The 24317-nt window shown below is 66.0% G+C and carries 19 protein-coding genes, 1 tRNA gene and 3 rRNA genes; 11 read left to right on the top strand and 12 right to left on the bottom strand.

Going from position 1 to position 24317, the window contains the following annotated elements; translation table 11 throughout:
- Positions 1-128 precede the first annotated feature (128 nt).
- Positions 129-383, top strand: coding sequence for a cell division protein CrgA (locus tag AC0VYD_RS00325; protein WP_452547900.1), 255 nt, complete (start codon positions 129-131; stop codon positions 381-383).
- A 272-nt stretch (positions 384-655) separates the two neighbouring features.
- Here AC0VYD_RS00325 and AC0VYD_RS00320 read toward each other — a convergent pair whose 3' ends face one another.
- Together AC0VYD_RS00320 and AC0VYD_RS00315 are read right to left on the bottom strand one after the other, a co-directional pair.
- On the bottom strand, positions 656-1318 hold the full coding sequence (locus AC0VYD_RS00320; protein ID WP_475478030.1) for a rhomboid family intramembrane serine protease: 663 nt from the start codon (positions 1316-1318) through the stop codon (positions 656-658).
- 296 nt (positions 1319-1614) lie between these two features.
- Positions 1615-2139, bottom strand: a complete 525-nt coding sequence (locus AC0VYD_RS00315) for a peptidylprolyl isomerase (protein ID WP_191276112.1) — start codon at positions 2137-2139, stop codon at positions 1615-1617.
- 294 nt (positions 2140-2433) lie between these two features.
- On the opposite strand from AC0VYD_RS00315, the gene AC0VYD_RS00310 reads away from it, so the two are divergent.
- Complete coding sequence (locus AC0VYD_RS00310) at positions 2434-3024, top strand: hypothetical protein (RefSeq protein WP_475478029.1); 591 nt, start codon at positions 2434-2436, stop codon at positions 3022-3024.
- A gap of 200 nt (positions 3025-3224) precedes the next feature.
- Here AC0VYD_RS00310 and AC0VYD_RS00305 read toward each other — a convergent pair whose 3' ends face one another.
- The 5 genes from AC0VYD_RS00305 to AC0VYD_RS00285 all read right to left on the bottom strand — a co-directional run bounded on the left by AC0VYD_RS00305 (position 3225) and on the right by AC0VYD_RS00285 (position 7140).
- On the bottom strand, positions 3225-3884 hold the full coding sequence (locus AC0VYD_RS00305) for a DUF1707 domain-containing protein (RefSeq protein WP_475478028.1): 660 nt from the start codon (positions 3882-3884) through the stop codon (positions 3225-3227).
- A 268-nt stretch (positions 3885-4152) separates the two neighbouring features.
- Positions 4153-4482 (bottom strand): WhiB family transcriptional regulator, encoded by a 330-nt coding sequence (locus AC0VYD_RS00300; protein ID WP_475478027.1) that lies wholly within the window; start codon positions 4480-4482, stop codon positions 4153-4155.
- Positions 4483-5653: 1171 nt separating this feature from the next.
- Positions 5654-5726, bottom strand: a tRNA-Ala gene (locus AC0VYD_RS00295).
- Between the two features lie 267 nt (positions 5727-5993).
- On the bottom strand, positions 5994-6116 hold the full coding sequence (locus AC0VYD_RS00290) for a DLW-39 family protein (RefSeq protein ID WP_014912962.1): 123 nt from the start codon (positions 6114-6116) through the stop codon (positions 5994-5996).
- 190 nt (positions 6117-6306) lie between these two features.
- On the bottom strand, positions 6307-7140 hold the full coding sequence (locus AC0VYD_RS00285) for a helix-turn-helix domain-containing protein (RefSeq protein WP_475478026.1): 834 nt from the start codon (positions 7138-7140) through the stop codon (positions 6307-6309).
- Between the two features lie 667 nt (positions 7141-7807).
- Here AC0VYD_RS00285 and AC0VYD_RS00280 point away from each other — a divergent pair.
- Entirely contained in the window at positions 7808-8116 is a 309-nt protein-coding gene (locus AC0VYD_RS00280) for a hypothetical protein (RefSeq protein WP_473037332.1), read from the top strand.
- Between the two features lie 1413 nt (positions 8117-9529).
- On the opposite strand, the gene rrf is transcribed toward AC0VYD_RS00280, so the two are convergent.
- The 3 genes from rrf to AC0VYD_RS00265 all read right to left on the bottom strand — a co-directional run bounded on the left by rrf (position 9530) and on the right by AC0VYD_RS00265 (position 14694).
- Positions 9530-9645, bottom strand: a 5S ribosomal RNA gene (gene rrf / locus AC0VYD_RS00275).
- A 93-nt stretch (positions 9646-9738) separates the two neighbouring features.
- Positions 9739-12834, bottom strand: a 23S ribosomal RNA gene (locus AC0VYD_RS00270).
- Positions 12835-13161: 327 nt separating this feature from the next.
- A 16S ribosomal RNA gene (locus tag AC0VYD_RS00265) occupies positions 13162-14694 on the bottom strand.
- Together the 16S, 23S and 5S rRNA genes form the textbook arrangement of a ribosomal RNA operon.
- A gap of 1127 nt (positions 14695-15821) precedes the next feature.
- Here AC0VYD_RS00265 and AC0VYD_RS00260 point away from each other — a divergent pair.
- From AC0VYD_RS00260 to AC0VYD_RS00250, 3 genes are all read left to right on the top strand, one after another.
- Positions 15822-16472 (top strand): DUF6230 family protein, encoded by a 651-nt coding sequence (locus AC0VYD_RS00260; RefSeq protein WP_475478025.1) that lies wholly within the window; start codon positions 15822-15824, stop codon positions 16470-16472.
- On the top strand, positions 16463-16948 hold the full coding sequence (locus AC0VYD_RS00255) for a DUF6114 domain-containing protein (protein ID WP_475478024.1): 486 nt from the start codon (positions 16463-16465) through the stop codon (positions 16946-16948). Before AC0VYD_RS00260 ends, AC0VYD_RS00255 begins: the two co-directional genes overlap by 10 nt.
- Positions 16949-17135: 187 nt before the next feature.
- Positions 17136-17807 (top strand): hypothetical protein, encoded by a 672-nt coding sequence (locus tag AC0VYD_RS00250; RefSeq protein WP_475478023.1) that lies wholly within the window; start codon positions 17136-17138, stop codon positions 17805-17807.
- A gap of 108 nt (positions 17808-17915) precedes the next feature.
- On the opposite strand, the gene AC0VYD_RS00245 is transcribed toward AC0VYD_RS00250, so the two are convergent.
- Together AC0VYD_RS00245 and AC0VYD_RS00240 are read right to left on the bottom strand one after the other, a co-directional pair.
- Positions 17916-18215, bottom strand: a complete 300-nt coding sequence (locus AC0VYD_RS00245; RefSeq protein WP_475478022.1) for a hypothetical protein — start codon at positions 18213-18215, stop codon at positions 17916-17918.
- Between the two features lie 92 nt (positions 18216-18307).
- Entirely contained in the window at positions 18308-19876 is a 1569-nt protein-coding gene (locus tag AC0VYD_RS00240; protein ID WP_475478021.1) for a molybdopterin-dependent oxidoreductase, read from the bottom strand.
- 130 nt (positions 19877-20006) lie between these two features.
- Between AC0VYD_RS00240 and sigK the strand changes: the two genes are divergently transcribed.
- The 5 genes from sigK to AC0VYD_RS00215 all read left to right on the top strand — a co-directional run bounded on the left by sigK (position 20007) and on the right by AC0VYD_RS00215 (position 24226).
- The gene (gene sigK / locus AC0VYD_RS00235; RefSeq protein WP_473037340.1) at positions 20007-20624 is read left to right on the top strand and encodes an ECF RNA polymerase sigma factor SigK; all 618 of its coding nucleotides are present in this window, start codon (positions 20007-20009) and stop codon (positions 20622-20624) included.
- A 5-nt stretch (positions 20625-20629) separates the two neighbouring features.
- Positions 20630-21346, top strand: a complete 717-nt coding sequence (locus AC0VYD_RS00230) for an anti-sigma factor (RefSeq protein WP_475480382.1) — start codon at positions 20630-20632, stop codon at positions 21344-21346.
- Positions 21347-21499: 153 nt separating this feature from the next.
- Positions 21500-23143, top strand: coding sequence for an AMP-binding protein (locus AC0VYD_RS00225; protein WP_475478020.1), 1644 nt, complete (start codon positions 21500-21502; stop codon positions 23141-23143).
- 182 nt (positions 23144-23325) lie between these two features.
- Positions 23326-23811, top strand: a complete 486-nt coding sequence (locus tag AC0VYD_RS00220) for a MarR family winged helix-turn-helix transcriptional regulator (RefSeq protein WP_475478019.1) — start codon at positions 23326-23328, stop codon at positions 23809-23811.
- 181 nt (positions 23812-23992) lie between these two features.
- The gene (locus tag AC0VYD_RS00215; RefSeq protein ID WP_191268001.1) at positions 23993-24226 is read left to right on the top strand and encodes a hypothetical protein; all 234 of its coding nucleotides are present in this window, start codon (positions 23993-23995) and stop codon (positions 24224-24226) included.
- Positions 24227-24317: the final 91 nt, after the last annotated feature.

The following is a 24317-nucleotide window of genomic DNA, read 5'->3' as shown; positions in this document are numbered from 1 at the left end:
TTTCCGGTGGAGGGCGGGCGTCCCCGAAGCCGTTGGGCTTTTGGAACCTCCCTCCGGTGACGAAGACCCCACCCTGGGCGTAGACTGTGGTTTCATTCCGAACCGCCCCACCTCATGGAGCAGCGACCGTGCCCAAGTCCCGCAGCGATCGCAAGAAGAAGGCTGTTTACACTCCGCCTCCTTCCAAAGAGAAGCCGAAGGTCAGTCCGCGTTGGCTGGTGCCGACGATGCTGGGCTTCTTCATCGTGGGCATTCTCTGGATCGCGGTCTACTACATCGCGGGTTCCTACGTGCCCTACATGCAGGACTGGCAGAACTGGAACCTGCTGATCGGCTTCAGTGGGATCATCGTGGCCGTCGTCCTGTCCACGCGCTGGCACTGACCGGTTCATCCCGCCCCCGGGCGCGACATCCCCTGTCGCACGCGGGGTCCGACAACGGCGTCAACGTCCCCGCATGGGCGTTCGACCAGCCTTGATCAGGTTTTCCACAGAGTTATCCACAGGCTGTGGGTAGCTCTGTTCGCGTACCCGGACACGGTTTCCGGGTCTGCGGTCCGAACACGGGAAAGTCCCCCGGAGACCTCCGGGGGACTTCCGCATGCTTCTGCGAGCCGTTCGGGGCCGAGGGCCGGCGGGTCGGCGGGTCGGCTCCCTCAGGCGGGCGCGGCCAGGGACCACAGCGTCGGAGCCAGGAACACCAGGCCCACCAGCAGTCCGACGAACAGGGCCACCATGAGCGTGTGCACGAGGGTGCGCCTGGCCGCCGGCTCCGAGCCGGTCGGCAGGTAGGCGAACACCGCGCCGACGGCCAGCCCCGCGACCAGACCGCCGATGTGGGCGGTCCAGGAGATCCCGGGGACCAGGAAGGTGATGCCCAGGTTGAGCGCCAACAGGACCAGGATCATCCGCATGTCCAGCCGGAGGCGCTGACCGATCACGAACACCGCCCCGAAGAGGGCGAAGATCGCACCGGAGGCCCCCACCGAGAGCTGGGCCGGGGCGAAGAGCAGGCTCATGACCGAGCCGGACAGGGCCCCCACGACCCACAGGGCCAGGAAACGGCCGTGTCCGAGCCAGCGTTCCAACTGCTGCCCCAGGAGGTACATCGCGTACCCGTTGAACAGCAGGTGGAGGACCCCGCCGTGCAGGAAGGCCGCGGTGATCAGCCGGTACCACTCGTTCTGCACGAGTGCGGCGAACCCGTGCATGCCGAACACGGCCACCAGGGACGAGCGGCCAGCCTGGCCGACGGGGTCCGATGTGCCCAGTTGGAGTAGGAAACCCACCGCCATCATGCCCAGGATGGTCCAGGTCACGTACGGCTTCCGGACGACCCTGCCCCCGAAGGTGGTCCGTGCGGACCGCACCTTGCGGTTCCCCTCCGCCACGCACTCGGGACACTGGAACCCGACCGACGCCTCGACCATGCAGTCGGGGCAGATCGGGCGTGAGCACCGGGTGCAGCTGACCCCGGTCTCGCGTCCGGTGTGCCGGTAACAGGTACGCGGCGCTCCCGACCCGGATCCGGGGCCGGACGGTGATCCGGGCGGAGGGGGAGATGCGGTCATCGGCGGGTCGTCACTCCTTGGGTCTCACCGCTGGCACGTCCGCCCTAGCGGTCGATCTCGATGCTGTTGATCACCACGTCCTCGCGGGGACGGTCCTGTGCGTCGGTCGCGACCTTGGTGATCGCGGTGACGACGTCACTGCCCTCGACGACCTCACCGAAGATGGTGTGGCGGCCGTCGAGCCAGTACGGCTCACCGACGGTGATGAAGAACTGCGAGCCGTTCGTGCCCGGACCGGCGTTCGCCATGGCCAGCAGGAACGGGCGGTCGAAGCGCAGGCTCGGGTGGATCTCGTCGTCGAAGGTGTAGCCGGGGCCGCCGCGACCGGTGCCCAGCGGGTCCCCGCCCTGGACCATGAAGCCGTCGATGACACGGTGGAAGATCGTGCCCTCGTAAAGACTGCTGTTGGAAGGCTTGCCCGTGGTGGGGTCCATCCACTGCTTGGAGCCGTCGGCCAGCCCGATGAAGTTGGCGACCGTCTCGGGCGCCTGCTCCTCGAAGAGCTTGACAACGATGGTTCCCTTGGAGGTGTTCAGCCGCGCGGTGGGCTGCCCCTTGGAGTCCGACACCTCAGTGCCTTTCGGTCGAGTGAGATTACGTGCTCACGTTACCCTTCCGTCCACCGCGTTTCGCCTGAACCCGACCTCCGGCGGAGGGTATCGCCGCCGGGTCTGCTCCGGGGGCCGAAGTCATCCGAGGACTGCCGGTGTCGAAACGTAGATCACAGACGCAGAGGACGTAAGTTGAGATAACACCCGGATCACGGGGAAGGACGACGAGAAGCCGCCCATCGTGGCCGTTACGTCCTGGCCACCGGGTGGTGGGACCGTACGAACCGGTGAACGATCGAAGGAGCTGACGACGTGCCTATCACTGCCAAGCGTCGCAAGGCACAGAAGGAGGCGGAGGCGACCCTCGCCCGCCTGCAGGACCTTGCCAAGGAACAGGCCGACCGGATCGGCCCCTACGCCGACCAGGCACGGGACCAGGCAGCCATCAAGCTCCTCCAGGCTCGTGGTTGGACCGCCCCCCGTCTGGAGACCGCGGCACTGCGGGTCGAGGACACCGTGGCGCCCCGGGTGGCGGAGATGCTGACCACCGCCGCGCAGAGGATCGACCCGAGCCCGGGCCGCCGGGGCCTGCGCCTGTTCCGCGGCGGGAACCGCCGCATCCCCCGTGGGGCCCTGATCGGCGGCGCCGCCGTGATCGGCGGTGTGGTCGTGTACTCACTCATCCGCATGCGCCAGGCCTCCCAGGACGCCGAGTGGCAGGAACACCTGGACCAGGCCCGCGAGCAGGTTCGCGAGACCCGCGAGAACCTGGAGGAGAAGGCCTCGGACGTCGCTGACAGCGCGGCCGAGACCGCCAAGGCCACCAAGTCCAAGGCGAAGGAGACGGCGCGTGCCGCCACGGGTAAGGGCAGCGCGCAGGAAGACGGGCGCTCCGGACGCTGAGGTCACCCTCCCGGTGCGGGCACACCCTCTCCGGGAGGGCCCCGCCGGGCCGGGTGGGACGGCCGCCCGGCCCCGCCACCCGTCCTGGCCCGGCCATCTTGACCGGCTGTCCTGACCAGCTGGCAGCTGTCCCTGCCGACCGCCCCGGCCGACCGCATCCGCTGGTCGGCCCGGCTGATCGTTCCTGCTGGTCGGCCCGGCTAGTTGTCCTTGATGATGCGGTAGACCAGCGGGTACTTCCAGCTCCGGCCCATCATGCTGGCGACGGTCGCGATGATCGGCATGACGAACCATCCGACGGCGATGCCGAGCAGGGCGAGGATCGGAACGAGCAACCAGAAGAGCAGACCGCTCACGACCGCGCCGACGAAGCAGAAGAGCTGGAAGTTGAGCGCCTCCATGGCCTGCCGCCGCAGGTAGGGCGACAGTTCCCCGCTGACGATCAGTAGGAGCAGCGGGGTGAGGAAGGGCATGTAGTACACGGAGAGATGCCCCGCCGCGGCCGCCACCTTCTCCACGGGGTTGTCCGTGGTCGGCCCCGAGGAGCCCTTTCCGTCACCCCTGGTCCGGCCCCCGTTCTGGTGGGACACGCTCGGGGTGTGCCCGGTCCCCCCGGGGGAGACCTGGACCCCGAGGTCCTCGGTGAGGGGGACGAGCTCGGAACTGACCTTGGCCCTCATGGCCTGGTCGAGCCGTTCCTCGAACTCGTCCTCGTCCAACTGCCCCTGCGAGTAGGCCTCACGGAGCACGTCGGCCACCGCGTCCCTGTCCGCGTGGGTGAGCCGGAGCTGTGTTCGGGGGACGGGGCTCTGATCCCACGGGTACCGCTTCTGCGGATTCTGAGGGTTCTGCACGGCCATCCCCACTCCCAACGCGCTTTGCCGGACGCGGCCGTACGAGGATGACCACGCCCTCCTCCCATGATGAGGCACAACGGCGTGTGCGGATATGGGGGGCGTCCCTGATCCTCCCCTGATCCGGCCCTCCTCCCGAAGGAGGAGGGCGGCATCGACTTTGGTCGGGACGCGCTGTGCACCCCCGCGCCGTCACGGCCTCAACGGCCTGACGTGAACATCCTCGTATCCGGCCCCCCAGCCGCCCGGGCTCCCCTCCCTGGCGGCCGCCCCGTCACTGACGGGCGACGACGGGCACCCCGGGCCGTGCCGACTCCTCCTGGGCGTGTTCCTCCTCATAGTGTCGTTCGGCGCTGGTGAGCAGTTCGTACCAGCTGGTGACGTCCTTGCGCCGGCGCAGCAGGGCGCGGCGCTCCCGTTCGGTCATGCCTCCCCAGACACCGAACTCGATCCGGCTGTCCAGCGCCTCCGCGAGGCACTGGGTACGGACCGGGCAGCCCCTGCAGATCAGCTTGGCCCGGTTCTGCGCGGCGCCCTGTACGAACAGGGCGTCGGGGTCGATTTCGCGGCACTTGGCACGAGCCGCCATCTTCTCGTTCCACATGTTGCCCCACTCCCAAGATCAGCATGTGTGGTGATCGGAACCCACCGGTCGGCGCGGCCGTCGGTGGACGAGGGACAGCTGGCCGATGCGAGGACGATGCACGAAGCCGGGCGGGGGGCCGCGCGGCTCGCCTTCGGGGGTCGATCGTTTCGGCGCGCTGTGTTCCTCGTTGTCGTTGGTGTCGAAACTACGGATCGTCCGAGTTCACCAACAGGCCCCAAGAGGCCTATTTCTCATATGGCCCAGTAGGACCATTGCTTCCTGGGGAAGTGTCATCATACACACACGGAGAGTCACCGCATGTGATACAGGCGCCCTCTGGCAATCACAATGAAAGGTCGGTCTCAGACCATTCCCTGGAAACCGTGATGACCTGCGACTTCACGTCATCCCATGAGCGACTGACCCCACGGCGACAGGCTCGATCGGACTGGGGTCCCTGCGACCGAACCCACCCGATCGGGCTATGCGGACCCCCCGGACGGACACACTGGGCAACACCACAGATCGCCCATTTCCCACCAACACGGCCAGGAACAGAACTACCGTTTAGTAACCCAAGAAAATTTTCCTGATTCGACCAGGATGATCCTTATCAACCTGGTCAAATAGCCCAACTTATGGATTTCCGCACGAATACTTCACAGGTCGTGATTCCAGACGAACGTGCCCCGATGAGCCCACCGGGGTGGGCGGGGAGACGCTGGGGTGGCCCGGGGCTGCTCGGGCTGGGGCAGGGCGCGGGGGGTGGGCCGCGCCGCGAGGGGCCCGGACGAAGGGTGGCGCCTCCGCCGGAGCACGGACCGCACCAGGAGGTCCGGCGACGCCGTGAGGGCCAACCACACAGAGGGCTGGTCGCACCAGGAAGGCCGGTGGCGCCCCCGTCGGGACCGGGCTGCCCTGCATGCCCTTCGCGCGGTTCGCTGGCGCCGTCCGGGCACCTCACGGCCGGGCAGAGGCCCGGACGCTGCTCCGCCGCTCTGCTGAAAGGTCGTGGAGGTTGGGGGAGGGTTGGGGAGGCGGTAGAGGCTTGGGAGACGGGGGTACGGGGGGTACGGGGGGAGGTGGCCCAGGACCGAGCGCCCCGAATGCGTACCGGAAGCTGGAGACGCGGAACGGGGACCCCCGAAGGAGTCCCCGCACGCTACGTCTGATCTGCTGTTTTCCTGTGTGGAGCCAAGGGGAGTCGAACCCCTGACCTCCGGTATGCAAAACCGGCGCTCTGCCAGCTGAGCTATGGCCCCGCGAACCCGGGTCTGAGCCCGGTTCACTTGCAGAGCATACCCGCATCGGAAGCGGTCCCGGTCACGGAGCCAGAAGAACCCGGGGTCCGGGGGTTGACCAGGGACCGGACACAGCACAAAGCCGTGGGTCGCACCACGGGATTGTCGGCCCACCCACGTCTTCGTGTCACTCTGAAACGGACACTCGGTGACACACGCAGGTGTACACCGCCCACCCGTTCATGGAAACCTCCCGGCCCCCTGACGGCGGCCGAATGGACCCGCTGATCAGCTCTCGCTGGCCGCGGTGGCTTCCGTCCACAGGTCGAGCTCGGCACGGTCCGCCTGGATCTTGCGGTAGACGGCGAAAGCCCCGAGGGCCACCAGCGCCAGAACGATGATCTTCTTCACTGTCCGGACCCTTTCTCTGTTGGAAAACCGGTCGTACACACGGGCACCCGCCCTGGGGCGAGGGCTCCGCGGGCAACTTTATGAGGTTGTCACCTAGCAGACTAGCAAGCCACTGCGGGCGGTCCCTGCCACAGAGGACCGATTCGCACCGGCTTCTTCCTCCGTTCCGCCCTGAGACGGCCCCACACGGTCAGGTCAACAGCGCCATCCGGCGCAGGATCCCCACTGTGGCCTGCTCAGACGCTGCGATCCGGGTGAGGTTCTCCCACACCCGGCGACAGGAGCGGACGGATTCCTCGGCCTCGGCGATTCTGCCCCCGGAAGTAGCCTCGACGTAGGCGAGGTCGGCCTCGTCCTCCTCGAACTCCAGGATCGAGAAGGGGCCCGCCAGGCCCGCGTGCGGACCGGCGGAGGTCGGCAGAAGCTGGACCGTCACACGCTCGGTGCCGGTGGCCAGCTCCACGAGCCTGGTGGCCTGCCCGCGCAGCAGCCCCAGATCGGCTGAGACGCGTTGGAGGGCGTCCTCCTCCACGACGGCGTGGTAGCGGACCGAGGAGCCGGGATCGAGGAGCTCCTGGCGTTTCAGGTAGGCGGCGACCATACGCTCGACGGCGTCCTCCCCGTGGCCGAGAGAACGCGCCAGGGTTGCGGTGTAGTCGGGTGTCTGGAGGAGGTCGGGCACGAGAATGCCCGCGTAGGTCCGCAGGGACACCGCTCCGGCCTCGTTTCCCACGTAGGCGGAGGAGAGGACGTCCTCGTACTCGGTCCACCAGGGCCTCAGCCTTGATTCGCGGACAAGCGTCAGAATGGCCTCGCGCTGTCCTCCCGTGACCCCGTACAGCCGCAGCAGTGCGGAGATCTCCATCACCGAGGGCCACTTGCGGATACCGGTCTCGATGTGGCCGAGTTTGGCCGGAGACCACTCCAGTTCCTCCGCCACGTCGTTGAGGGTCATACCCGCCTGCACACGGCGGCGGCGGAGTTCGGCGGACAGTCGCCGCCGACGGACCGTGGGGCTGGTCATAACACTGATCCAATGACGCAGAGTGTCGAGGGTGTGCCACCAGCGAAACACGACATCTAGCATCTAGCAATGAGTTTCTAGAAAAGAGCGGCCGTTTCGATGCATTAGAGACCGGACCGCAGGCACACCCCCCGCAGTGAAAACATCACTTTTGTTACGTTAGGTAACTGAAGTTGCGTGCCAGGACAGGAGTTGGGCATCAGGAAAGCCCCAGAAAAGGGAGAGGGCGACACCTTTCTCTCGGGCCCCACCGGTCACATCAGAACTGGGCGCTCCTCGGGTGAGGGTTCAGGGCTGGGGGCTGAGGGCTCTGGAGGCTCCTCATGTCATGTCGGGCCTTGCTGGATTCGTGGAGGAGCGGATTGATGGAGGAGCGGATTCGTGGAAGGGGAGTGGAGGGGGATTCGTGGAGGGGCGGACTCATGGACGAGTGGTCTCGTGAGTCGCCGGGCTGATGGGGCGCCGGACTGCGGACTGACGCACTGGTGGGTCGCCGGAATGGCTGGCTGGCGGGTCGCCCGCCGACATCGCCCCGAGGACTTCGGGGCTTCGGGATTCCGGTACTCCGTGTCGCCTATGTCTCAGCCCGGTGTCCGGGGGGAGAAAGCGCGTACGATGCTTGAGGTGCCCGTTCCGGCGGGCGTGCCCGCACACATAGAGGAACTCCATGAGCTACCCGCTTGACGACGCCGAGCAGCTGATCGCGAACGCGGAGGCCCAGATGCCCCCGAGCACCCGGTCACGCCTCATCGCGAAACTCCGTATGGGTAAGCACATCGACGACGCAGCGGGAGAGCTGGACATCAGCCCCAAGCAGGTCTTCTCGACCGCACGCGTCCTCAAGCCCTTCGGTGAGCAGCTCGACGCGACCCTCACCGAGCAGCGAGACCCGTCCCTGCCCCACGGCAGCGTCACCGGGTACAACAAGCGCTGCCGGTGCCCGGAGTGCAGGAGTGCCCTCCAACAGCGCGTCTGAGGAGTCCAGGACACCCCTGGGGAGCCCGAATCGCCCCAGGGGAGCCCCAGAGCACCCCTGGCCGGACCTCCCGGTGCTGGTGTTCTGAGTCCCTTGTTCTGACCTCTGTTCTGACCCCTGCCCTGTTCCGGCCACCCTCTCCACCTGCGTCTACACGCTGTTAACCCAGACTTCTCGAATGAATAAGGCCCTCGGAGGCTTATCGGGCCGGGAGTTTGGGGAAACCGCTGAACATGAACGAGCACGTGGACTGGTCGGCGATGAGCGAGGACGACTTCGTTGCGCTGTTGAGGCAGCTCATCGAAATCCCGGAAGCTGACGAGGACTAGCGAGAACCCGCTCCGGCGGCTTCCGCCCTCCGGAGCGGAACCGCACTACGGAAATGCCCCGATCCCTCTACCCCCGCTGTCTTTGCCCCTGCTCCTGGACCTGGAGACGATCCTGGCGAATGAGCTTGGGGACTGCAGGGAGGCGAGACCCAGGGGACAGGCATGAGGGAGGATAGCCCCGAGGGGCTGTTCCGGGGGCACTAACAGCACCAGCACCACTTTAGGGCGCCGTTCCAAGGCCGCATGAGGGAGTGCTGGAGGTACACCATCGGTGGCCGGCGCTCGGCCTCCGCCAGGTGTGCTCACATCACCAGGTGTGCGCCACGCTGCCGTGGTCGGCGAACGCCCGCCAGCCTGTGAGGGGCTTGTGGGCTCTGCTGTGGTGGTGGGTCGAGCTGCTCCTGGCGGACGACCCGGCGTGCGCTGCACGCTCTGCCGCCCCAGCGTGAGCAGGCGGGGAAATGCTCGGGTGCTCCTTCAGACCTTCTGTGGTCGAGGCTCGGGACGCTCTCCTGGGGAACTGTTCGACAGAGGACGCGGGAAACCCCCTGTGGTGGAGGGTTCTGCCCAGGTGGTGCCTTCAAGCGTCTGTGATTGGGGTTCAGGACACCCCCCTGGGGTGGTCTGAGCCCGGTGTTCGTCCGGCTGAGCCCTGCGGGGGCTGATGTCGGCGTACTCGGAGGCCGCTACGCACCTCGCGGGACGTGTGGTCTCGCTCTACGACTGGATCTGGAAAAGGGCGAGGCCCGTAGCTCGCCAACCCCCTGGACTACTGACGTGTTCTGGAGACACGTGTCCCCACCACTGGAGAAAACCCCCTGTGCCCGGGCGCCGCCCACCGCTCTTCGGCCAACCCCCACCACCAGGGGAGGACACACAAGGCGCACGTTCTGTGACCCCCTGGGGGTGAGGGGGGTCTGTGTTCTACCGCTTGCTACATCACCGAAACCCAGAGGGCCGAACCCGCCCCGCACCACAACAGGCCTCCCCCACCCCCGCTTTTCACATGTTCACAAACCACCACAAAAAACAAGAAGAGAGAGGAGCCCGCACCAGCGAACCCCTCCCCCTTCTTCAAGAAAAACCGTGGCAGCGACCTACTCTCCCACCCCACCACAGGGCAGTACCATCAGCGCAAGGAGACTTAACGACCGGGTTCGGAATGAGACCGAGTGTGACCCTCCTGCTACAACCACCACGGAAACCAACAACCACCACAACTCAACCCCAAAGGGGAGTCACGACAGCCAAGCTTCGTGTGAATACAGTGTGCGCGAACATCCAATTATCTGCAGCGGACAAGCCCTCGGCCTATTAGTACCGGTCAGCTCCACCCCTCACAAGGCTTCCACACCCGGCCTATCAACCCTGTCGTCTACAGGGAGCCTTACCCTCTCAAGGAGGCAGGAGACCTCATCTCGAAGCAAGCTTCCCGCTTAGATGCTTTCAGCGGTTATCTCTCCCGAACGTAGCCAACCAGCCATGCCCTTGGCAGGACAACTGGCACACCAGAGGTTCGTCCGTCCCGGTCCTCTCGTACTAGGGACAGCCCTTCTCAAGTCTCCAACGCGCACAGCGGATAGGGACCGAACTGTCTCACGACGTTCTAAACCCAGCTCGCGTGCCGCTTTAATGGGCGAACAGCCCAACCCTTGGGACCAACTCCAGCCCCAGGATGCGACGAGCCGACATCGAGGTGCCAAACCATCCCGTCGATATGGACTCTTGGGGAAGATCAGCCTGTTATCCCCGGGGTACCTTTTAGCCGTTGAGCGACACCGCTTCCACACGCCGGTGCCGGATCACTAGTCCCAGCTTTCGCTCCTGCTCGACACGTCCGTCTCACAGTCAAGCTCCCTTGTGCACTTACACTCAACACCTGATTACCAACCAGGCTGAGGGAACCTTTGGGCGCCTCCGTTACTCTTTGGGAGGCAACCGCCCCAGTTAAACTACCCACCAGACACTGTCCCCGAACCGGATCACGGTCCAAAGTTAGATGCCCGAAACAGTCAGAGTGGTATTTCACCAACGCCTCCACCGCCACTAGCGTGACGACTTCACCGGCTCCCACCTATCCTACACAAACCATCCCAAACACCAATGTCAAGCTATAGTGAAGGTCCCGGGGTCTTTCCGTCCTGCTGCGCGAAACGAGCATCTTTACTCGTAGTGCAATTTCACCGGGCCCATGGTTGAGACAGTGGGGAAGTCGTTACGCCATTCGTGCAGGTCGGAACTTACCCGACAAGGAATTTCGCTACCTTAGGATGGTTATAGTTACCACCGCCGTTTACTGGCGCTTAGATTCCTAGCTTCGCCGGGGCGAACCCCAACTAACCAGTCCTCTTAACGTTCCAGCACCGGGCAGGCGTCAGTCCGTATACAGCGTCTTACGACTTCGCACGGACCTGTGTTTTTAATAAACAGTCGCTTCCCCCCGCTATCTGCGACCCCACCCAGCTCAGGCCGTAAAGACCGTCACCAGACAGGGCTCCCCTTCTCCCAAAGTTACGGGGACAATTTGCCGAGTTCCTTAACCATGGTTCACCCGAACGCCTCGGTATTCTCTACCTGACCACCTGCGTCGGTTTAGGGTACTGGCCACACACGAACTCGCTAGAGGCTTTTCTCGACAGCATGGGATCACTCACTTCACCAAAAACGGCTCGGCATCACGTCTCAGCCCTGATGAGAGGCGGATTTACCTACCCCCCGGCCTACACGCTTACCCCCGGACAACCACCGCCGGGTAGAGCTACCCTCCTGCGTCACCCCATCACTTACCTACTACAAGCTCGGGTCCCAGACCAGATACAAACAATCTCCCGAAGGATTTTGCAAGATCCAGCGTGGTTAGCATCACCTGATTCAGTATTGGACGCTCGTGCACGGGTACGGGAATATCAACCCGTTATCCATCGACTACGCCTGTCGGCCTCGCCTTAGGTCCAGACTCACCCTGGGCGGATTAACCTGCCCCAGGAACCCTTAGTCAATCGGCGGCAACGTTTCTCACGTTGCTTTCGCTACTCATGCCTGCATTCTCACTCGCACACCCTCCACCACACGATCACTCGGCAGCTTCACTGGATGCACGACGCTCCCCTACCAACCCAGCCCTCAAGGGGCTGAACTTCACAGCTTCGGCGGTGTACTTAAGCCCCGCTACATTATCGGCGCAGAACCACTTGACCAGTGAGCTATTACGCACTCTTTAAAGGATGGCTGCTTCTAAGCCAACCTCCTGGTTGTCTGGGCAACTCCACAACCTTTCCCACTTAGCACACGCTTAGGGGCCTTAGCTGATGATCTGGGCTGTTTCCCTCTCGACTACGAAGCTTATCCCCCGCAGTCTCACTGCCACGCTTCACTTCACCGGCATTCGGAGTTTGTCTGACGTCAGTAACCTTGTCGGGCCCATCAGCCAAACAGTAGCTCTACCTCCAGCAAGAAACACGTGACGCTGCACCTAAATGCATTTCGGGGAGAACCAGCTATCACGGAGTTTGATTGGCCTTTCACCCCTACCCACACCTCATCCCCCAGATTTTCAACTCTGGTGGGTTCGGGCCTCCACGAGGTCTTACCCCCGCTTCACCCTGGACATGGGTAGATCACTCCGCTTCGGGTCCACAGCATGCGACTCAACCGCCCTATTCAGACTCGGTTTCCCTACGGCTACCCCACCCGGGTTAACCTTGCCACACACCATGACTCGCAGGCTCATTCTTCAAAAGGCACGCCATCACCAGGAACAAGTCCCAGCTCTGACGGCTTGACAGCACACGGTTTCAGGTACTATTTCACGACCCCTCACCGGGGCACTTTTCACCTTTCCCTCACGGTACTAGTGCACTATCGGTCATCAGGACGTATTTTGGCTTAGCAGGTGGTCCTGCCAGATTCACACGGAATTTCTCGGGCTCCGCGCTACTCGGGAACACACCAACACCTAGACTCTTCCTTCACCTACGGGACTCTCACCCACTCCGGTACCGCTTCCCAACGGATTCAGCTAGAAGAACCATCAGCGCTCCAGGCCGACAGACCTGGAAAGATGCACCCCACAACCCCGCACACGCAACGACTGCCGTCTATCACACGCATACGGTTTAGCCTCTTCCCCGTTCGCTCACCACTACTAGGAGAATCACTGTTGTTTACTCTTCCTACGGGTACTGAGATGTTTCACTTCCCCGCGTCACCACCAACTACCCTATACATTCAGGTAGCGGCAACCCGACACAACTCGGGCTAGGTTTCCCCATTCGGACACCCGCGGATCAAAGCTCGGTTGACAGCTCCCCGCGGCCTATCGTGGCCTCCCACGTCCTTCATCGGCGCCTGATGCCAAGGCATCCACCGTGTGCCACTATCACTTGGCCACTACAGATAATAAGATGCTCGCGCACACTATTCACAAGTCAAAACACCCACCACAAACTCCCCTACCTCACACCACAACCACCAACCCGAAACAACGGGCCCGTGGCGTGGGAGTTACTGGAGGTGGCACTGGGAAACCAACCCACAAGGGATTGCTTCCTCAGATACCCAACAGCGCGCCCCCCGATGCTTCTAGTCACCAGGGGTTAAGTTTCATTTCCTTCAGCCACTCCCGAACACCTGCCAGCCATCAAGACCAGCACGCTCGGGTCCACTTTCGAGTCCGACCAACGATAGGAAAAAGTTGGCCTTCAAAAGACTCCTTAGAAAGGAGGTGATCCAGCCGCACCTTCCGGTACGGCTACCTTGTTACGACTTCGTCCCAATCGCCAGCCCCACCTTCACTCATTCCCTCCCCGAAGGGTTAGGCCACAAGTTTCGGGTGTTGCCGACTTTCATGACGTGACGGGCGGTGTGTACAAGGCCCGGGAACGTATTCACCGCGGCGTTGCTGATCCGCGATTACTAGCGACTCCACCTTCATGGGGTCGAGTTGCAGACCCCAATCCGAACTGAGACCGGCTTTAAGGGATTCGCTCCACCTTACGGTATCGCACGCCCATTGTACCGGCCATTGTAGCATGTTTGCAGCCCAAGACATAAGGGGCATGATGACTTGACGTCGTCCCCACCTTCCTCCGAGTTGACCCCGGCAGTCTCCCATGAGTCCCCACCATTACGTGCTGGCAACATGGAACAAGGGTTGCGCTCGTTGCGGGACTTAACCCAACATCTCACGACACGAGCTGACGACAGCCATGCACCACCTGTCACCCACCAACTAAATGACCCTGTATCTCTACAGGTCCACGGGTGATGTCAAACCTTGGTAAGGTTCTTCGCGTTGCGTCGAATTAAGCAACATGCTCCGCCGCTTGTGCGGGCCCCCGTCAATTCCTTTGAGTTTTAGCCTTGCGGCCGTACTCCCCAGGCGGGGCGCTTAATGCGTTAGCTACGGCGCGGAAACCGTGGAAAGTCCCCACACCTAGCGCCCAACGTTTACGGCATGGACTACCAGGGTATCTAATCCTGTTCGCTCCCCATGCTTTCGCTCCTCAGCGTCAGGTAAGGCCCAGAGACCCGCCTTCGCCACCGGTGTTCCTCCTGATATCTGCGCATTTCACCGCTACACCAGGAATTCCAGTCTCCCCTACCTACCTCTAGCATGCCCGTATCCACTGCAGAACCGGGGTTAAGCCCCGGTCTTTCACAGCAGACGCGACACGCCGCCTACGAGCTCTTTACGCCCAATAATTCCGGACAACGCTCGGACCCTACGTATTACCGCGGCTGCTGGCACGTAGTTAGCCGGTCCTTATTCCCCACCTACCGTCAACCCCGAGAGAACCCGGGGCCTGCGTTGGTGGTAAAAGAGGTTTACAACCCGAAGGCCGTCATCCCCCACGCGGCGTCGCTGCATCAGGCTTTCGCCCATTGTGCAATATTCCCCACTGCTGCCTCCCGCAGGAGTCTGGGCCGTGTCTCAGTCCCAGTGTGGCCGGTCGCCCTCTCAGGCCGGCTACCCGTAATCGCCTTGGTAGGCCTTTACCCCACCAACTAGCTGATAGGCCGCGAGCCCATCCCTGACCGACAAAACTTTCCACACACCACCAGGAGATGGTGTGTCATATCCGGTATTAGACGGCGTTTCCACCGCTTATCCCGGAGTCAGGGGCAGGTTGCTCACGTGTTACTCACCCGTTCGCCGCTCGTGTACCCCGAAGGGCCTTACCGCTCGACTTGCATGTGTTAAGCACGCCGCCAGCGTTCGTCCTGAGCCAGGATCAAACTCTCCATAAAGGTCAAACAACCCTACCCGGCGACCCGGGGGTCTGCCTGGGACGGGTAAACCTAGAAGAAATCCTGACCAACCAACTCGCGTTGGTTAATCAAAGGAACCCTACGCACCGTGGTGCGTCGGGGCCAAAACAAACATGGCTTAAAGAAAATCAAACACGCGCTGTTGAGTTCTCAAGAAACAATCGCTTTTCCCGTACAAGCGCCGTAACTTGCGTTGCGGCTGCTCTTCCGTGGAAGGCTTTGTCGCGGTCCGGCCGCTGTTGCGGCTTTCTCGCTGTGTTGTGTCTTTACTTTATCAGGTGTTCCGCGCCCCGCCAAATCGGCGGTTTGTGTCATTCCTGATCGGGGTAAAGCCCGTGTGCTCCGTTTGCCTTTGCGTTTCCGCCGGGCTTTTGAAGCGACTCTCCGAAGTTTACATGCCCCGAGCACCGCTCGAACCACCGTGTTTCGGAAGAGGTGTCTGTGATCGCGGCCCGGTTCCGGGCTGGAACCCCGAAGTGGCTCCGCCCGCCGTCCCGCGGCGACCTGGAGAACATTACCCGTGGCTCCCACTCCAAGCAAACCGAAACGCCTGTGTCCCCAGTCACCGCGGGACCAGCGGCCCCGGACCCGGGCGCCGGGCCGCACCCGTGTGCCGGCCTCCGTCAGGACACAGCCCTCCACGCACGCGCGTGCGCGTTCCCCTCCTCCCGAACCGAGCCCCCGAGTCCCACCGGTCACGACCACTCACCGGAATGAGGAACTCGGGGAAGGAAACCGCTCACCCCGATGACAAAGGAGAACACCTTCGGGGATCACGTTCTCCTCAATACTCAACCGACCCGGAACGGCATCGTCGTCAACGAATGGTTCGTATCCGCTGGCACTGCACCACCTTGTTGGCATCACCGCACGTCAGAGCCCTGCAAGTCGCATGCAAGATCATTCTCGGAATGAACGGGAAAGACACAAAAGTTCCCTTGGCACCCTTGAAATTCGACTGGCTCCGATACATGATGTGCAGCGTTACTGGAACCGATTCTGGTCCGGTGCCGCCCCGCTACACGGGGAAATCAGACCAGGCCGCGTGCCGGATGTTCGGGGGGACGGCGGGCGCAGCGCGGCCATGCACCCAGGGAAGGACTCGCATGGACACCACATCCCCCGACACGGCCGAGGGTTCCGTCGACGCCGCGGAGACACCCGAGAGCCACACCAGCTGGAAGCGCTTCGCCCTGTTCTCCGTCCCGGCGACGGCAGCGGTCGGCGGAATCCTGTTCGCCATGGCCTCGGGAGCGCTCGCCGCCTCCTTCACCGTCTCCGGCCAGGAGTTCAAGATCTCCGCCGACGAGCTCCAGGGTGAGGGGTTCGTGCAGTACGGCTGGGTCAACGAGACCATCCGCGGCGAGGCCGTACCGACCGCCGTCGCCGGTATCCGCGAGGCCGAGCTCAACAACCTGTGCCAGTCGGTGCTCACCGAGATGCCGATCATCGGGCAGGTCTCGCTCCAGCTGACCGCCGGAACCGGGGACACCCCCGTCGAGGCCAGCAACCTGATCATCGACATGGAGCAGATGGACGGCAACGCCGAGTTCGCCAACATGGAGATCGGCCGGGACGCCTCCACCCTGGACAAGGGCCCGGAGGCCGCGAAGGGCTTCAACGACCTCTTCGGCATGCAGTCCGACACGATCTACGTCGAGGACCTCGAACAGACCGCCATCTCCGCCACCGCCGGGACCTTCCGGCTGGCCGACCTGAGCCTGGGCATCAGCAGCGGGAGCAACGAGTGCTTCTGAGGTCCTTCCGGAGCCTGTGGACCGCCTGGCGCAACTGGTCCAGGCGGCGACCCTTCGCGGGAGGGCTCCTGATGATCCTCGCCGGGATCGAGATGGGCGCGCTCGTGGTGATGCCGGTGGAACTGATGATCCACACCGGTGTCGCCGGGGTGTCCTCCCTGGTGTTCAGCGGCATGCTGATCGTCCTCGGATCGGTCACCTGGTTCACCCCGAACCAGCACGTCATCACCGGTTCGCTGGCCGGATTCCTCGGATTGGGCGCGCTCATCCTGTCCAACCTCGGCGGCCTGGTGATCGGCACCCTCCTGGCGTTGGTCGGCGGCGGCCTGGCCTTTTCCTGGCGGCCCGTCGCACGCCCGCCCCGGAAACGGCGGTTCGGGCGGAAGGGAACCCGGAGAAGGGGGCGCGGGGGAGCGCCGTCGGAGGGCCCAGCCGAAACGGCGCCCCTCCCGGCCTCCACCGCGGCCGAAGACTGACCACTCCCTGTTTACGGGTGCTTCGGGGCTATTGATCCTCCGGAGGCGCGCGGGGCAGTACCCCGCCTCGTGCGTCTCCGGTTGTCCTCCGGCAAGTGACATCTACCTACGTCGGCGCGAACAACACCCCCAGTTGCCGCCGGACGCCCGCAGTGTGCCGTCCGGCCGTCACACACAAGGAGTACTCATGTCGGTTCCGCAACCGAGATCCCGCAACCGCTCCTGCCTCGCCGTCGCCGGTGCCGGGGCGCTCGTCCTGGCCTGGGGCGGTCCCGCCCTCGCCGCCCAGGCGAACCCGACCACCGTCGAGCCCGCCGGTGCCGCCTTCTCCGCGTCCATGACCGGAACGGCGACCTTCTCCGCCGGTTCCACCATCGTCACCTGCGAGGTCTCCGCCACCGAGCCCGGCGGCGGGCACAACCTCGTCCCGGACGCCCCGGACAACCACAACCCCGACGGCCCGGTCTCGGGGACCATCCAGGCCCCGAACTTCGACGACTGCGACACGAACATGGCCTTCGTGGGCGCGGACGTGACCGTGAACGACGCGGTGTGGGAGATGTCGATGCAGGCCGGATCGCCCTCCACCGGAACGATGCTGGTTCCGGCCGGAGGCATCGTGGTCACCACCAGCGGCCTGGCTTCGTGCACCGCCACGGTCAGCCCCGAGGCCGAAGCCGCCATCAGCGGTACCTGGACCAACGGCGACCCGGCCTCCACGCTGGCCTTCGACACCTCGGCCCCGGTCGTGGTCGAGGGCGGTTTCGGGTGCCCGACCAACGCTACGGAGTCGGACTTCACCGCCACCTACGAGGTGACCAACGCCGACGACCCGTCCGCACCGATCACCGTTTCCTGAGGAACCGGGTTCCGAGGGCCGCTGACGTGAGTCCGTGACCCCGGAACCGGTCACCCGGACCCCCGGCTCCCCGGCCCCGCGCCGAGGAGCCGGGGGTCCGGCGCAGCGTCAGCTGTCGTCGTCCATGGGCTCGTCCATGTCCTCGTCCATGGACTCCTCGTCACCCATGCCGTCGTCCATGGGCTCGTCCTCCATCTCCTCGTCCATGGAGTCCTCGCCCTCCCCGTCCTCCATCTCCTCCTCCATGGAGTCCTCGTCCTCCATCCCCTCGTCCTCCATCTCCTCGCTCTCCACGGCGGGGGCGTCGGAGGAGGTGTTCTCACAGGCCGCCATGGTCAGGGCTGCGGTGAAACTGATGGCCCCGGCGACGAGGAGGCGGCGCACGGTGCTGGTGGCGGAAGCGGTCATCATCTCTCCTGCTGTTCGGTTCTCGTACCTTCGTGCCGACTCCGGGCCGGCACTCCCCGCGCCTGGTGCGCGGGAGCTCTGTGGGGAGGCCGTCATTCGACGGTGACCCGGACGGTGTGGTGGCCGGTCGCCCCGTCGGGGGCCGGGGGAGCGGGGTCGGCTGTCTGGGTCCTGTCCCGCCGGTCGGTCGCACGCACGGCGAGCTCGTGCTCCCCCGGTGCGGCAGCCCAGTCGAAGACCCACTGGCGCCAGGTGTCGGCGGTGTCCTCCGCCGCCAGGCTCGCCCGCTGCCGCTCTCCGCCGTCCACCCGGACCTCGACCTCGTCGATTCCGGTGTGCTGTGCCCAGGCCACCCCCGCGACGGTCACCTGCCCGGCCCCGACGGTGGAGGACGCCCGGGGTGTGTCGATGCGCGACTGCGTCTTCACCGGGCCCCGCGCGGACCAACCGCGCGGTACCCAGTAGGCGTCGAACGCGTCGAACGTGGTCAGTTCGATCTCGACGATCCACTTGCACGCCGACACGTAGCCGTAGAGGCCCGGGACCACCATGCGGGCGGGGAATCCGTGCTCGTAGGGGAGCGGGCGTCCGTTCATGCCGACGGCGATGAGCGCGTCCCGGCCGTCCATCACGTCGGCGACGGGCGTTCCGATGGTCATCCCGTCCTGTGAGCGCGACACCAGTTGGTCCGCGCGCCCGCCGTCCCGTGGGGAACGCACTCCGGCCTCCGCCAGCAGGGCCGCCAGGGGGACCCCGATCCACCGGGCGTTTCCCACGTAGTCGCCGCCGACCGGGTTCGAGACACAGGCCAGGGTGATGTCGCGTTCGGTGAGGTCGTTCCGGGCGAGCAGGTCGGCGAAGGTGTACACGCGCTCCCTCGCGCCCAGACCGTGGATCCGCAGTTCCCAGGCGGCGGCGTCCACCCGGGGGACCGACAGGGCGGTGTCGATCCGGTAGAAGTCCGAGTTGGGCGTCAGGAAGGGGGCGAGCCCGTCGATCTCCAGGTCCGCGCCGTCCGGGAGGGGTGCCGCCGGGAACGCCGGCCGCGGCAGCAGGACGTCCGGTCTGGACAGCTCCGCACCAGAGCCGGCGAGTGCCCGGGCCGCGGCTCCCGCGCCCGCCGAGGCGGCAGCGGCGGCACCCGCGACGAGGGCGAACCGCCGGCGGTCGAACCCCTGAGGGGGTGGTCCGTCACCGGTCGGCTCGGCCGGGCCGGTCCCGGCGGTCCGGAGGAGCCAGAGCAGGACGGCGGCGCAGGCGAGGGCGCCCGCGAGGGTCGGGAGCGCGTCGAGCACCCCGCTGTCGGGCCGGGTGAGCGCGGCGGCCAGGCCCAGGGCCGCGAACACCGCGATGCCCGCGTATCCGATCCGGAGCCGCCTCCCGGACCAGGCGCCCAGAACGGCCGCGAACGCTACGAGGATGACGCCCATACCGACGAACAGGGCGATCTTGTCCGCGGTGCCGAAGGTGTCGACGGCGAACTGCTTCAGCGGCTGCGGCGTCAGGTCGACGGCCGCGTCACCGACGGCCAGGACCGGGGTCGCCCCCGGTCGGGAGACGAGGGCGCCCACGACCTCGGCGACGGCGAGTGCGGCTCCGGTCGCGACGAGACCGGCGATCGCTCCCGGAACCGGGCCCGTGGTGCGGTTGGTGTCGAACATGCCCCTGGTTCGGAGCCGTCGGTGCGGAGGAGACGTACCATATGATCACGAAAAGGTAACCATCCCTCTCCGGGGGCGTCTCCTCCGGGCGCCTGGCACCGAATGCCGGAATGACGGCGCTGGGAGGAAGATGGCAGTGGAACAGGTGAGTGGTATCAGGACGGGTGCCAGAGGGCCCGGCCGCGGATCCGCCCTGTCGGACGAGGACCTGGCGTCCTTGATGCGGCAGACGGCCCTCGGCGACTTCGCCGCTTTCGAGCGCGTGTACCGGGAGCTGAGCGGCCCGGTGTTCGGGGTGGTCCGCAGGGTGCTCCTGGACGAGGCACAGTCCGAGGAGGTCGCCCAGGAGGTCTTCCTCGACGTGTGGCGGAACTGCGGGCGTTTCGCTCCGGAACGGGGCACCGCGCGTTCCTGGGTGCTCGTCATCGCCCACCGCAAGGCGGTCGACCGCGTGCGGTCGGAGGAGTCGGCGACCGCGCGGGTGGCCGCGGCCGGTCGGCTGGAACCGGAGACGACACCCGCCGACGGTGTCGAGAGGCACGTGGAGAACACCCTCGAACGGGAGAAGGTCCGGCGCTGTCTGCGCCGGCTCACGCAGTTGCAGAAGGACGTGGTCCGCCTCACCTACTACACGGGGCACACGCAGCGGGAGGCGGCCGAGCTCCTCAAAGTGCCCCTGACCACCGTGAAGGGTCGTCTGCGGGACGGCCTGATCCGGCTTCGGGACTGCTTGGGGGTGATCACGTGAGCGACATGCGAGCGCACGGTCTGATCGCGGGTTACGCGGTCGACGCGCTGGAGCCCGGGGAGCGGGCCGAGGCCGAACGCCACCTGGCCGCCTGCGACGAGTGCCGCCGAGACCTGGAGGAGTTCCGCGAGACCCTGGTCCGCATGGCCTACGCGGAGTCGGAGGAGCCCTCGGCCGAACTGTGGGCGCGGATCAGCGCGTCGGCCCGGCGGACCAGGCAGAATCCCCCGCCCACCGTTCCCGAAGGGACCGTTCCGGGGCCGGGCCGCTGGTGGTACGGGCGCTTCCCCTGGTTGGTGGCCGCCGCGTGCGCCCTGGTGGCGGTGGTGCTCGGCGCCGCACTGGTGGCGGTCGACCGCCACCGGGACGACGTGAGCCGTCACACGGCCGAGGTCGAGGCCCTCCTCTCCGCACCGGACACGCACATGCACGAGGGCTCCCTGGGGGGCGGGGCGAGGGCGACGGCCTTCACGTCCTACGAGATGGACGCTCTGATGCTGGTGGTGGAGGGTCTGCCCGACACCCCGCCCGGGATGGCCTACCAGGTCTGGTACGTGGACGAGGACGGCATGCGTTCCGCGGGGATGCTGGAGCCCTCTCCGGACGGCCGGTACTCGGCGATGTCCCACGACATGGGCGAACCCGTCCAGGTGGGTGTCACGTTGGAGCCCGAGGGCGGCATGCCCGAACCCAGTAAGCCGCCGATGAAACTCGACCTGTAGTGACAAGTACGCGCGGGTAGTCACTCACTCCGAGAAGAAGAAACGGTACGGGTCCCTCGCCTACGGTCGCAGTACTCCGTGGAGTCACGAGGCGAAGGCTTCCCGGAGGGCGCGGACCGCTTCGCCCGTCCCGTACGCCCTTTCGGAGTCCCCATGTCCGCCCAGACCGGCAGTCCGCCCGCACCGTCGAAACTGCGCCACACCCTCCGGGTCGTGAGGGTGCTCGTCAAGGCCGGGGTCCTGTCCCCGGGCCGCCCGGACAGGGTGGTCCGCCAGCTCCGTGCGCTGCGGACGTGGGGGGCCACCATCGCGGGCGGTTACGCCGCCGCCGGTGAGCGGGTACCCCACCGGGTGTCCGTGATCGACGACGCGGGGAGTACCACGTTCGGGCAGATGAACCTGCTCGGGCGTGCCCTGGCGCGGGAGCTGCACGGCATGGGGGTGGGGCAGGGCACCCGGGTGGGGATCCTGTGCCGCAACCACGCCGGGATGGTGCAGACCATGGTGGCCTGCGGGCGGCTGGGCGCCGACGCCGTCCTGCTGAACACCGGCCTGGCCGCCGGGCCGCTGGTCGACGTGGTGAAGCAGAACGAGGTCTCGCTGCTCGTCGCGGACGCCGAGTTCGAGGAGCTGTGCGGCGCTCTGCCGCCGGAGCTCCCGCGGGTGACGGCCTGGGGGGAGTCGGGCACCCCCGGGCCCCGGGTACCGGAGGGCAGGCAGGGGCCCGGCGCGGTGGACCCCGGGCCCCCGGAGCGGCCGGGCAGGCTGATCGTGCTGACCTCGGGGACGACGGGGACGCCGAAGGGCGCGCGCCGTCCCACTCCGAAGGGGCCGCAGGACGCGGCCTCGGTGCTGTCCCGGATTCCGCTGAACTCCGGGGACCGGATCCTGGTGTCCGCGCCGGTCTTCCACACCTGGGGTCTGGCCGGGGTCCAGCTCGGCATGTCGATGCGGGCGAGCCTGGTGATGCGCCGGTTGTTCGAGCCGGAGGACGTGCTGCGGACGGTCCAGGAGCACCGGTGTACGGCGCTGTTCGCGGTACCGGTGATGCTGCGGCGGATCATGGACCTGCCGAGGTCGACCCGGGACAGGTACGACACCTCCTCGCTGAGGATCGTGGCGTGCAGCGGTTCGGCGATGAGCCCGCAGTTGATCAGTGACTTCATGGACGTGTTCGGGGACGTCGTCTACAACCTGTACGGCTCGACCGAGGTGTCGTGGGCGACGATCGCGACCCCGGAGGACCTGAGGTCGGCCCCGACCACCGCGGGGCGGCCGCCGCTGGGCACCCGGATCGCGGTGCTGGACGAGCAGGGCCGGGAGGTACCGCAGGGGAGCAGGGGCGCCATCCACGTCGGCAACGAGATGCTCTTCGACGGCTACACGAGCGGCCGGAGCAAGCGGATGGCCGACGGGCTGATGGAGACCGGGGACCGCGGCTACGTGGACGTCAACGGGCTGCTCCACGTGGCCGGCCGGGACGACGACATGATCGTGTCGGGCGGTGAGAACGTCTTCCCGCGCCCGGTGGAGGAGGCGATCGTGACGATGCCCGCGGTGCGCGAGGTGGTGGTGACGGGGGTCCCGGACGAGGAGTTCGGGCAGCGGTTCGCGGCGTACGTGGTGCCCTACGAGGGTTCCTCCGTCGATCCGAACGAGCTCCGCATGCACGTGCGCGAGGTGCTGGGCAGGTTCTCCGTTCCGCGCGACGTGGTGGTCCTGGCGGACCTGCCGCGCAACGCCACCGGCAAGGTGGTCAAGCGCCGGTTGCCGAGCAGCGTGCGGGCACGGGAGTAGTCGGGCAGGGTCGGACAGGCCCCGTTCGGGGTGTGGCGCCGGTGCGGTCCGTCCGCACCGGCGCCTTCCTGTGGGCTTTTGGATGCTTATGAACACCCCTGTTCCTGACGTCCCTTTTTTGCTTGTACACAAGGCAATTGTGGGCTTTGACATCGGGTGCGCGGTTACTACGATGTCGTGTGATGCCCGACCGATCCCCAGCCCCCGCGGGCGACTTCGAACTCCCGGCAGTCGACGAGCAGATGTGCTTCGCGCTGTACGCCGCCTCGCGTGCCGTCACGAACCTCTACCGTCCTCTCCTGGCTCCGCTCGGCCTCACCTATCCGCAGTACCTCGTGATGATGCTGCTGTGGGAACGCGGGGAATGTTCGGTCAAGGAGATCGGAGCGGTACTCCAACTCGACTACGGAACGCTCACCCCCCTGCTCAAGCGCCTGGAGACCAACCGCCTCCTGCGCCGGGACCGGGATCCCGCCGACGAGCGCTCGGTGCGGGTCCTGCCCACCGAGGAGGGGGCCGCGCTGCGGGTACGCGCCCGCGGCATCCCGGAGGCCGTCGGGCGGGTCATCGACCTGCCCGAGGAGGAGTTCGAGGCCGCCAGACTCTCCCTGCGCCGGCTGACCGCCCACGTCCTCGCGGGGGAGGCCCGCGTCGTCGAGGAGCCCTGAGGACGGGGCGTTCCCGCTCCGCGGCCGCCGTCGGGGGACGCTGACGGCCGCGGGCACGGCAGGAGACGGACACCACGGGGGTCGTGCCCGTACTCTCCCTGCCTGCGGAAAACCGGTGCGGGCGGGCCTCGGAGCCCGCCCGCACCGGTTCTTCCGGACCGTTCCGGGTTAACGTGGTCACATGTCGATCTGGGCGTCAGACAACCGCACCGGCCACGTCCGCGAGGCCCTGACCCTCCTGTTGTCCCAGGGGGTGATCGACGACTTCCGGATCCGGCCCGAGGACGACTTCCCGTTCAGGGTCCAGATCCCCGCGGGGATCGTCCCGATGACCGAACACCAGGCCGCGCACTTCGCCCTGGGGGCCGCGGTCGCCCACTTCGGCGAGCTGGCCCGGGACGCGGAGGGGCTCTAGCGCGTGTCGCCGTCGGATGCACCGCCTCCGCCAGGACTTGACCTCAACATTGGTTGAGGCAGTTGTGTGGTCCGTGGGCGCCTCAGGGGCG

The sequence above is a fragment of the Nocardiopsis sp. iso_40 genome (genome assembly GCF_056173285.1).
The sequence above is the reverse complement of the archived record's forward strand: the minus strand, read 5'-3'. Positions and strand labels throughout refer to the sequence as shown.

Coding starts and splice junctions, on each gene's coding strand:
- AC0VYD_RS00245 (WP_475478022.1), bottom strand. CDS start 18,215: ATGACCGCTTCCGCCACCAGCACCGTGCGCCGCCTCCTCGTCGCCGGG.
- AC0VYD_RS00260 (WP_475478025.1), top strand. CDS start 15,822: ATGGACACCACATCCCCCGACACGGCCGAGGGTTCCGTCGACGCCGCG.
- AC0VYD_RS00225 (WP_475478020.1), top strand. CDS start 21,500: ATGTCCGCCCAGACCGGCAGTCCGCCCGCACCGTCGAAACTGCGCCAC.
- AC0VYD_RS00300 (WP_475478027.1), bottom strand. CDS start 4,482: ATGTGGAACGAGAAGATGGCGGCTCGTGCCAAGTGCCGCGAAATCGAC.
- AC0VYD_RS00240 (WP_475478021.1), bottom strand. CDS start 19,876: ATGTTCGACACCAACCGCACCACGGGCCCGGTTCCGGGAGCGATCGCC.
- AC0VYD_RS00305 (WP_475478028.1), bottom strand. CDS start 3,884: ATGGCCGTGCAGAACCCTCAGAATCCGCAGAAGCGGTACCCGTGGGAT.
- AC0VYD_RS00250 (WP_475478023.1), top strand. CDS start 17,136: ATGTCGGTTCCGCAACCGAGATCCCGCAACCGCTCCTGCCTCGCCGTC.
- sigK (WP_473037340.1), top strand. CDS start 20,007: ATGGCAGTGGAACAGGTGAGTGGTATCAGGACGGGTGCCAGAGGGCCC.
- AC0VYD_RS00220 (WP_475478019.1), top strand. CDS start 23,326: ATGCCCGACCGATCCCCAGCCCCCGCGGGCGACTTCGAACTCCCGGCA.
- AC0VYD_RS00230 (WP_475480382.1), top strand. CDS start 20,630: ATGCGAGCGCACGGTCTGATCGCGGGTTACGCGGTCGACGCGCTGGAG.
- AC0VYD_RS00280 (WP_473037332.1), top strand. CDS start 7,808: ATGAGCTACCCGCTTGACGACGCCGAGCAGCTGATCGCGAACGCGGAG.
- AC0VYD_RS00285 (WP_475478026.1), bottom strand. CDS start 7,140: ATGACCAGCCCCACGGTCCGTCGGCGGCGACTGTCCGCCGAACTCCGC.
- AC0VYD_RS00215 (WP_191268001.1), top strand. CDS start 23,993: ATGTCGATCTGGGCGTCAGACAACCGCACCGGCCACGTCCGCGAGGCC.